Raw genomic sequence first — 9159 nt, 5'->3', positions numbered from 1 at the left:
CTGGCGGGACGGCGCGCGGAGCCGGTCGGGCGTGAGCGCGCCGGTGGCGCTGGCTGGCTTGGGCTCGAACGCGCCGCTCTCCACCGCCAGGAGCAGCGCGTGGCGCGCCGCCGCCGCGGCCAGCAGCACGCAGGCACCGCCGGCCAGCCAGTAATGCACCTTGCTGGTGCCGCCGCGGGAATTCAGCATGGGCTTGCCTGGGAAGGTCATCGTGGCATCTTAGTCCACGCCGGCGCGCGGCGCCGGCCAGGACCCGGACGGATGCCGGATGCGCGCGCGATGCCTTCCCGCCGAGGAAACGGCTGGCGCCCGACCATGTTCACCGCATGCGTCATTGATGCCGTGAAGCCGGACGTGGCGGAGCACCTGGAAGTGGAAGACCTACGGAGAGCGGAGAGAGGCAGTGGCCCGCCCTACACGACTCGAACGTGTGACCGCTCGCTTAGAAGGCGAGTGCTCTATCCAACTGAGCTAAGGGCGGATGGCGCGGCCGCGGCAAGCAAGCGCCGGGCCGGCGTGGAGGCCAGCATTCTACCTCAGCGCACGCCCGGCGTGAGCACCGCCATGCGCCCCGGCGCGCGTCAGGAAGCCTGGGAGACGCGGATGCGGGCCGCCGAGCCCAGGCCGGCGGCGCGCTCGGTGGGCTGGGTGGAGACGCAGTTGCGCCCCATCGTCTTGGCGTCGTAGAGCGCGTTGTCGGCGCGGCGCATGAGGCCGTCCGCGCCTTCGCCCGGCAGCCGCTCCGCCATGCCGATGCTGACCGTGTACGAGATCGCGTCCGGCTCCGACGGGCACGGCGTGGCGCGCACCAGCGTGCTCAGGCGCAGGCTCAGCGCGCGCCCCTGCTCGAGCGCGGTGCCGGGCATGGCGATGCCGAATTCCTCGCCGCCCAGGCGCCCGGCGAAATCGCCGCTGCGCACGGTCTTGCGCAGCAGGCCGCCGAAGTGGCGCAGCACGCTGTCGCCGGCGAGATGCCCGTAGAGATCGTTGATGGCCTTGAAGTGATCGAGGTCGATGAAGGCGACCGTGAGCGGCTGGTGCAGCCGCTCCGCTTCCTGGCAGGCTTCCTCCAGCGTCGCCCAGTAGGGGCCGCGCGACAGCACGTCGGTCAGGTCGTCATAGCTGGCGCGGCGCTCGAGCCGGCGGCGCAGGCGATCGTGCGCCATCAGCGCGAAGCTGACCGACAGGCTGACGATGCCGAAGGCGTGCAGGATGGTGAAGGTCTCCTGCGGCACCTGCCTGGGCAGCGCCAGCAGCCCGGCCGGCACCAGCGTCAGCTCGGCGGCCTGGTAGAAACCCATGCCCGCGCATGCCAGCGCGATCAGGCCGAGCGACAGCGCGGCCAGGCGGCCGGTGCCGCGGCGCGCGGGCACCTGCGGCGCCACCACGCGCAGCAAGGCCAGCGGCAGATAGAGATTGGCCAGCGCGGACAGCAGCGCGGGGCCGGCCGGCGGCGCGCCGGACAGCTCGAAATAGACCGTGCCGCCCAGCACCACGAGGTTCAGCATGCACAGCGAGGCCGCGGCCCCGCTGCGGTCGTAGAAGCGGCGCGTGCCGTACACCATCAGCGAGAGCGCCGCCGTCATCAGCACGTCGGCCAGGCCGAGCACCGGCCAGCCCGGCAGGTAGCCCTGCGCGGCCAGCAGCGCGGCGGCGGCCGTCACCAGCAATTCACCGGCCACCCACGCGCTCAGCCCGGCGCGGCCCATGCCCGGCGTGCGCCGCAATACGGCGAAGACGACCGCCATCTGCAGCCCGAATACGGCTGCGACCAGCACACTGACCTGCGACTGAAACATGATTTCCCCGTCCAACTTGGCAGGCGGCGCTACGTCGCGCCGCCATGCGCCTCCCGGGACCCGCAGCCCGGAAGGTTTGCGCCATTCTTTTTACACATCGGCCGCCTTCCTTGCGCCCCGGCGGTCTGGGGCAGGCCCCGCTATCGTGGCGGGGCGCTCTTGTGGTCGTTGCTGCGGCCCTGTTTTCATGGCCGCCGGCCGCCGGTGGCCCGCCCGCCCTGCGCCTGACCGGGCGCGGGAGCGTGGCTGCCGGGGTGTGCGGATTATGTCAGCGCTCGCGCTCAAGTCAAGCGGACCCGATCCCTTCCGATGGCGGCGGCAGCCGCGCCGGCGGTGCCGGGCAGCCTGCCCGGCAAGCCAAACAAAGTTTGACCCCCGCCCCCGCGCCGGGCTACAATTCGCCGCTTCGGGGCGTAGCGCAGCCTGGTAGCGCATCTGATTTGGGATCAGAGGGTCGCATGTTCGAATCATGTCGCCCCGACCAGTATTTGGCAATGAGATCAAAGGCTTAGACCATCGGGTCTAAGCCTTTTTTTCGCGCGTTTTTTCGTGCGCCGCGCGCCGCGAGCAGGCACTGGAAGATGAGGCACGCGCCACTTTCGTGCAGCCGCCGCGGCCTTCGCCGCACCGCAACAAGGCACCGCCGCGGCAAACGCGCGGGATGCCTTGCCCCGCACAAGGATCGCCGCCGGCTCCGGACACGGCCAGGCGCCGCCCGCGTCACTGCGCGGCCTGCCTTCCGTCCTCCCGCATGCTTTCCGCCCCGCCCGCACCGGCCACGCAAGTGCCGGCGCGCCGGCATGCTGGCGCGCCTGCCGGGCCCGCTCATGGTACAATCGCGCGTTAGCCCGGGGTGAATGCAGCATGCCCTGTAACCGGGCGCCCCTGCCGGATGCCGCTTTGCAGCACGCTTTGCGGCGCAGTGCCGGCGAGCCACCGGAAGCATCCTGCCCTCGCATCGCTCCGCGCCCACCACGGTAGCACGGCCGCCTTGGCACGCGGCCGCAACCGGCAAGGCAATCGGCCGGGCTCTGACGCGCCCCCTGGCGATTCCCTAACGTGGACCTCATTGCACGCGCAGTTGCCGTGCCGGTCCGGGTCAGCTTGCCTCTTCGCAACCTTCGGCGCACCCAAGCAAGCCGGCGCTTGTCACTGCCGGCACCCGGACCTTGCGGAAACGCCGGCGGCAAGCCGGCACCCGCCTCACCGGATTTACCGACATTCATGCAGCCCCGGCTGCAGTAAAGGAAAGAGATTGGCTAAGGAAGAACTGATTGAATTTGGCGGTGTTGTCTCGGAAGCCCTGCCCGACAACCGTTACCGCGTCACGCTGGAAAACGGCGTGGAGATCTGGGCCTATGCGTCGGGCAAGATGCAGAAGCACCGCATCCGCATCCTGGCCGGCGACCGCGTGACGCTGGAAATGTCGCCCTACGACCTGACCAAGGGCCGCATCAACTTCCGCCACAAGGCCTGATGCTCTGCGGCGCCCGCCGCCACGGCGGACGCCGCGCCTGACCGCTTCCCGAGGGCGCCGCCCGGCGCGGCCCTGCCCCGGAGCGGTGTCGTGCCGCCGCGGTCCGGATGTGCGTTCCCGCACAGACCGGCTTCGGCGGCGGCGTCATATCCGCGCATCCGACATCCGCGCGTCCCCCTCCCCCGCATTCCCGCACGACTGCTCCGCCCGCCGCGCTGCCACGCCTCCGCGCATGTCCCGCCGGTCACATGGCCGTCATGCCGGCATGCAACGCTCGGGCGCATCCGGCGGGTGTTTGCCCGCCTTGCGCGCCGCGGCGCGCGTCGCCATACTCCTCGTGCCGTCCGCTCCGTTGCCGACCTCGCCCCGCCACCCCATCCCGCGATTTTCCCCGCTGCCATGAACCTGATCCTGTGGCGCCACGCCGAAGCCGAGGAACTGCCCGCCGCGCTCGGCCTGACCCGCAATGCCGACCTGCAGCGCCCGCTGACGCGGCGCGGCCACAAGCAGGCCGATGCGTCCGCCGCATGGCTGCGCGCGCATCTGCCGCCCGGCGCGCGCGTGGTGTGCAGCCCCGCGCTGCGCACGCGCGAAACCGCCGCCGCGCTGCGCGAGAACGCCGAAGTACTGCCCGACCTCGCGCCTGGCGCGGACGTCAGCGCGGTGCTGGCCGCCATCGACTGGCCGCAGGGCGCCGAGCACACCGTGGTGGTCGGCCACCAGCCCTGGCTCGGGCGCCTAGCCAGCCTGCTGCTGGCGGGCTCCGAGATCAACTGGAGCGTGCGCAAGAGCGGCATCTGGTGGCTGTCCGGCCGTACCCGCGAAAGCGAATCGCAGGTCGTGCTGCGCGCCGTGATCAACCCCGAATTCCTCTAGCGCCAACGCCGCGCGCCGGGGCCCCCGGCGCCGCCGCCAGTGCCATCCGGGCAACACTGCCGTTGCAGAGGTGGCGCGCGCCGTTGTACAGTCACCGAACCGTCATGACCGCTTCACGGCACTGTCACCTGCCGTATCTACATTCGGTTGCAACAGTTTCGTCACCTAAAGGACATACTGATGCGAGATCTCCCGACGCCCACCCAGCCGTTGTTCGATTCCCTGCCCAATGGCCAAGCCGGCCATTCGGCGCGGAGGCGTCTTCATCGCCCGCCACCTGCGCAAGCACATGCCCAAGCGCATGAACAGCCTGCTTTCAGCGTGGCGTGGGCGCGCCACCAGGATGAAGTAGTCGAGGCCCAGCGCCTGCGCTACAAGGTCTTCGCCGAGGAAATGGGCGCGCGGCTGAACCCGTCCGCGCACGAACTCGACGTGGACATGTTCGATGCCTATTGCGACCACCTGATCGTGCGCGACCTCGCCACGCTCAAGGTCGTCGGCACCTACCGCGTGATGGCGCCGCACCAGGCCAAGCGCATCGGCTGCCTGTACGCCGAGTCGGAATTCGACCTCGTGCGCCTGGCCCACCTGAAGCCCAAGATGGTCGAACTGGGCCGCTCGTGCGTGCACCGCGACTACCGCTCGGGCAGCGTCATCATGGCGCTGTGGGGCGGCCTGGGCGAGTACCTGCAGCGCTGGGGCATCGAGTCGATGCTGGGCTGCGCCAGCGTGCCGATGAGCGACGGCGGCCACTATGCGGCCAGCCTGTACCGCGTGTTCGCCGAACGCGCGCTGGCACCGATCGAATACCACGCCTTCCCGCGCCTGCCGCTGCCGATCGACGAGCTGAACCAGACGCTCGACGTGGAGCCGCCCGCGCTCATCAAGGGCTACCTGCGCCTCGGCGCCCGCATCTGCGGCATGCCGGCCTGGGACCCCGACTTCAACGTGGCGGACTTCCTCACGCTGCTGCGCGTCAACGACATGAACCCGCGCTACGCGCGCCACTTCCTCGGCCTGAGCCGCGGCGTCTGAGCACCGCGCGCGGCGCAGCGCGGACGGCCGCCGTTCGCGCGGGCCGGGCCAGCGGTGGCCGCGGGCGGGGCGCTCCTGCCCTCCCGCCTTCGCCATGCGCCGTTCAGGCGTACACCACCTTGTAGCGCTTGCCGATGCGCTCCCACTCGTCGGCCTCCTGCGCCAGGCTGTATTCGACCAGCGGATTGGCTTCGATCCAGGCCTTGGGCAGGCGCACCTCGAAACCGTCGTCGAGCGCGTCCGAGCGCTGGCCCACGGTGATGTCCGGCAGCGGCTCGTCGGCGCGGCGCCGGCACAGCACGAAGGCCAGCCGCAGGCTGAACAGCATGCGCCAGTCCACGAACTTGCCGCTGCCCGACAGCTTGCCCAGCTTGCCGGCATGGCCGAGCAGCAGCGTGGCCAGCCGCGCCTGGTCGGTCTTCGAGAAGCCCGGCATGTCGGCATGGGTGGCGATGTAGGCCGAGTGCTTGTGATAGCCGCTGTGCGAGATGCTCATGCCGATCTCGTGCAGGCCGGCGGCCCAGCCCAATAGCGCGAGGTTGTCGTCGCGCCGCTCGTGGCGCGGCTCCGGGAACTGCGCCAGCAGCCCCAGCGCGGCCTGCTGCACGCGCAGCGCCTGCGCGCGGTCGACGCCGTAGCGCCGCATGAACTGGTCCACCGTGATGGTGCGCATGTCCTCGTGGTGCGTGCGCCCCAGCAGGTCGTACAGCACGCCCAGGCGCAGCGCGCCGTCGGTGACGTCCATGCGCTCGATGTCCAGTTCGGCGAACACGCCGAGCATGATCGACAGGCCGCCCGGCAGCACCGGGATGCGGTCCGCCTTGAGCCCCACCAGCTTGACGCGGTTGGCGTTCTCCGCCTTGACCAGCGCGCGCTTCAGGCGCTCCAGGCCCTCGCGCGTGATGCCGTGCTCGGCCGGGTTGTCGTTCATGCCGTTGAGCTCGATCAGCTCGGCCAGCGCGCGCGCGGTACCCGACGAGCCCACCGCCTGCTGCCAGCCGGCGGCGCGGTACTGGCGCACCAGCACCTGGATCTCGCGGCGCGCGGCCAGCTCGGCCTGCTTCATCGCGTATTCGTCGACATTGCCGCTCGGGAAGAACTGCCGGCTGTGCGAGACGCAGCCGATGTAGAGGCTCTCCATCAGCTTGGACGAGTAGCCGTTGCCGATGATGAACTCGGTCGAGCCGCCACCGATGTCCACCACCAGCCGGTTGCCGGTGCAGGCCGGCGCGTCGTGCGAGGCGCCCAGGTAGATCAGCCGCGCTTCCTCGCGCCCGGCGATCACCTCGATCGGGAAGCCGAGCGCGTTCTCGGCCTCGATCAGGAACTCCGAGGCGTTCTTGGCCACGCGCAGGGTGTTGGTGGCCACCGCGCGCACGTGGTCGGCGGAGAAGTCGCGCAGGCGGTCGCCGAAGCGCCGCAAGGCATCGATGCCGCGCCGGCGGGCCGGCTGGTCGAGGTACTTGTCGGGCGTCAGACCCGCCGCCAGGCGCACCGGCTCGCGCAGGGCGTCGACCTGGAAGATCTGGCTCGCCGTGCCGGACGCGGTCTGGCTTTCGTCGACCCGGCCGATCATCAGGCGGAAGCTGTTGGAGCCCATGTCGACGGCGGCCAGCAAGCGTGGGTTTTGGTTCATCGCGGTAGGGAAATCTGGATAGCGGCCGCACGGCGCGGCACAGTTAGCAGTGTCACGGGACGCCATGCGCCCGGGAACAGAAAATATGTCTTTATCGTGTCGACATCATGACAAAATCACTTTGTCATCAATCTGACACGATTCTATGAAAAAGTCGCCGCATCACCATAAGAAGGTCATGCCAATGTCGACTAGCCCCCCCGGCGCGCTGCTCAATCGCGAGCTGGGCCTCCTGGAATTCAATTCGCGCGTGATGGCGCAGGCCGCTGACCCCAAGGTACCGCTGCTGGAGCGGCTCAAGTTCATCTGCATCGTTTCAAGCAATCTGGACGAGTTCTTCGAGATCCGCATGGCCGGGCTCAAGGAACAGATGCGCGACAATCCGTCCGGCATCACGCCCGACGGCCTCTCGCTGCAGCAGGCCTACCAGCTCGTCACCGAGCGCATGCAGAAACTCGTGGCCTCGCAGTATGACATGCTGCAGAACGTGATTTTCCCCCTCCTGGAGAAGGAGGGCGTGTTCTTCCACCTGACCTCGACCTGGAACGACGCGCAGCGCGAATGGGCGCGCAGCTTCTTCCTGCGCGAGCTGGGCCCGGTGCTCACGCCGATCGCGCTCGATCCGGCCCATCCGTTCCCGCGCGTGCTCAACAAGAGCCTGAACTTCGTGGTCGAACTCTCGGGCAAGGACGCCTTCGGCCGCGAGGCCGACCTCGCCATCGTGCAGGCCCCGCGCGCGCTGCCGCGCATGGTGCGCATGCCCGAGGAGCTGTCCGGCTTCCCCTACGGCTTCGTGCTGCTGTCGTCGTTCATGCAGGGCTTCGTGCACGAGCTGTTCCCCGCCATCCAGGTCAACGGCTGCTACCAGTTCCGCGTGACCCGCAACTCCGACCTGTTCGTCTCCGAGGACGACATCACCGACCTGCGCGAAGCGCTGCAGGGCGAGCTGCCGGCGCGCCATTTCGGCGACACCGTGCGCCTGGAGATTTCCTCCGACACGCCGCCGGCGATCGCGCGCCGCCTGCTGCTCGAATCGGGGCTCGGCGAGCAGGACGTCTACCGCGTGAGCGGCCCGGTCAACCTGGTGCGGCTCATGCAGATCCCCGACCTGGTGGACCGCCCTGCCCTCAAGTTCCCGCCGCACGTGCCCGCGCCGGTCAAGGTGTTCACGCCGGGCGTGCCGATGTTCGACGCGATCCGCCAGCAGGACGTGCTGCTGCACCATCCCTACGAGAGCTTCAGCTCGGTGCTGGACCTGCTGCAGCAGGCCGCGGTCGATCCCGCCGTGGTGGCCATCAAGCAGACCGTCTACCGCACCGGCAACGAGTCGCCGGTGATGGAGGCGCTGATGACCGCGGCGCGCAACGGCAAGGAAGTCACGGTGGTGGTGGAGCTGCTGGCGCGCTTCGACGAAGAGACCAACATCAACTGGGCCGAGCGGCTCGAATCGGCCGGCGCCCACGTGGTCTACGGCGTAGTGGGCCACAAGTGCCACGCCAAGATGCTGCTGATCGTGCGGCGCGAGCTGACCGGCGCCAAGAGCAAGCAGTTCAAGCTGCGCCGCTACGCCCACCTCGGCACCGGCAACTACCATCCGCGCACCGCCCGGCTGTACACCGACTTCGGCCTGCTGACCGCCAACGAGGAAATCTGCGAGGACGTGCAGCACGTGTTCCAGCTGCTCACCGGCACCGCCGGCACGATCCGCCTGAACCACCTGTGGCAGTCGCCGTTCACCATGCACAGCAACCTGGTGGAGCACATCCGCGCCGAGGCCCGCAACGCCCGCGCCGGCAAGCGCGCGCGCATCATCGCCAAGATGAACGCGCTGCTCGAGCCGTCCATCATCGACGAGCTCTACAAGGCTTCGCGCGCGGGCGTGAAGATCGACCTGATCGTGCGCGGCGTATGCGCGCTGCGGCCCGGCGTGCCGGGCATGTCGGAGAACATCTCGGTGCGCTCCATCGTCGGGCGCTTCCTCGAGCATCACCGCGTCTACTACTTCCTGGCCGACGGCGCCGAAGTGACCTACCTGTCCAGCGCGGACTGGATGGACCGCAACCTGTTCCGCCGCGTGGAAGTGGCGTTCCCGGTGCTGGACAAGGCCCTCAAGGCGCGCGTGATCAAGGAAAGCCTGCGCGTGCACCTGGAAGACAACGCCTCGGCCTGGGTCATGCAGTCCGACGGCACCTACCTGCGCAAGCACACCAAGTCCAGGCAGCCGCACGTCAGCCAGAACGACCTGCTGGCGATGTTCGCCGCGGCCTGACGCCGGCGGCGAAATACCACACGCAAGTCACCCGCGGCACGCCCGGCGCGCCGCGGCGGCCGCGCGC

7 protein-coding genes and 2 tRNA genes are annotated in these 9159 nt (G+C 69.5%); 5 read left to right on the top strand and 4 right to left on the bottom strand.

Annotation, left to right across the window (positions count from 1 at the left end):
• From K206_RS38160 to K206_RS0113265, 3 genes are all read right to left on the bottom strand, one after another.
• On the bottom strand, positions 1–189 hold a 189-nt coding region (locus K206_RS38160), incomplete at its 3' end, for a hypothetical protein (RefSeq protein WP_043366529.1).
• 215 nt (positions 190–404) lie between these two features.
• Positions 405–481 (bottom strand) — tRNA-Arg (locus tag K206_RS0113270).
• Between the two features lie 100 nt (positions 482–581).
• Positions 582–1799, bottom strand: a complete 1218-nt coding sequence (locus tag K206_RS0113265) for a diguanylate cyclase (RefSeq protein ID WP_029043586.1) — start codon at positions 1797–1799, stop codon at positions 582–584.
• A gap of 407 nt (positions 1800–2206) precedes the next feature.
• Here K206_RS0113265 and K206_RS0113260 point away from each other — a divergent pair.
• The 4 genes from K206_RS0113260 to K206_RS0113245 all read left to right on the top strand — a co-directional run bounded on the left by K206_RS0113260 (position 2207) and on the right by K206_RS0113245 (position 5187).
• Positions 2207–2283 (top strand) — tRNA-Pro (locus K206_RS0113260).
• A gap of 771 nt (positions 2284–3054) precedes the next feature.
• The gene (infA, locus tag K206_RS0113255) at positions 3055–3276 is read left to right on the top strand and encodes a translation initiation factor IF-1 (RefSeq protein WP_017230249.1); all 222 of its coding nucleotides are present in this window, start codon (positions 3055–3057) and stop codon (positions 3274–3276) included.
• 399 nt (positions 3277–3675) lie between these two features.
• On the top strand, positions 3676–4152 hold the full coding sequence (locus K206_RS0113250) for a histidine phosphatase family protein (protein ID WP_020202898.1): 477 nt from the start codon (positions 3676–3678) through the stop codon (positions 4150–4152).
• A gap of 180 nt (positions 4153–4332) precedes the next feature.
• The gene (locus K206_RS0113245) at positions 4333–5187 is read left to right on the top strand and encodes a GNAT family N-acetyltransferase (protein ID WP_081651386.1); all 855 of its coding nucleotides are present in this window, start codon (positions 4333–4335) and stop codon (positions 5185–5187) included.
• 103 nt (positions 5188–5290) lie between these two features.
• Here K206_RS0113245 and ppx read toward each other — a convergent pair whose 3' ends face one another.
• Positions 5291–6823, bottom strand: a complete 1533-nt coding sequence (gene ppx, locus K206_RS0113240; RefSeq protein WP_029043585.1) for an exopolyphosphatase — start codon at positions 6821–6823, stop codon at positions 5291–5293.
• A gap of 145 nt (positions 6824–6968) precedes the next feature.
• Between ppx and ppk1 the strand changes: the two genes are divergently transcribed.
• On the top strand, positions 6969–9092 hold the full coding sequence (ppk1, locus tag K206_RS0113235; RefSeq protein ID WP_081651385.1) for a polyphosphate kinase 1: 2124 nt from the start codon (positions 6969–6971) through the stop codon (positions 9090–9092).
• The last annotated feature ends 67 nt before the right edge of the window (positions 9093–9159 follow it).

The sequence above is a fragment of the Cupriavidus sp. WS genome (assembly GCF_000395345.1).
GTDB classification, from domain to species: Bacteria; Pseudomonadota; Gammaproteobacteria; order Burkholderiales; family Burkholderiaceae; genus Cupriavidus; species Cupriavidus basilensis_B.
Note: the sequence above shows the minus strand (reverse complement) of the source record. Positions and strands in the feature narration are given on the sequence as shown.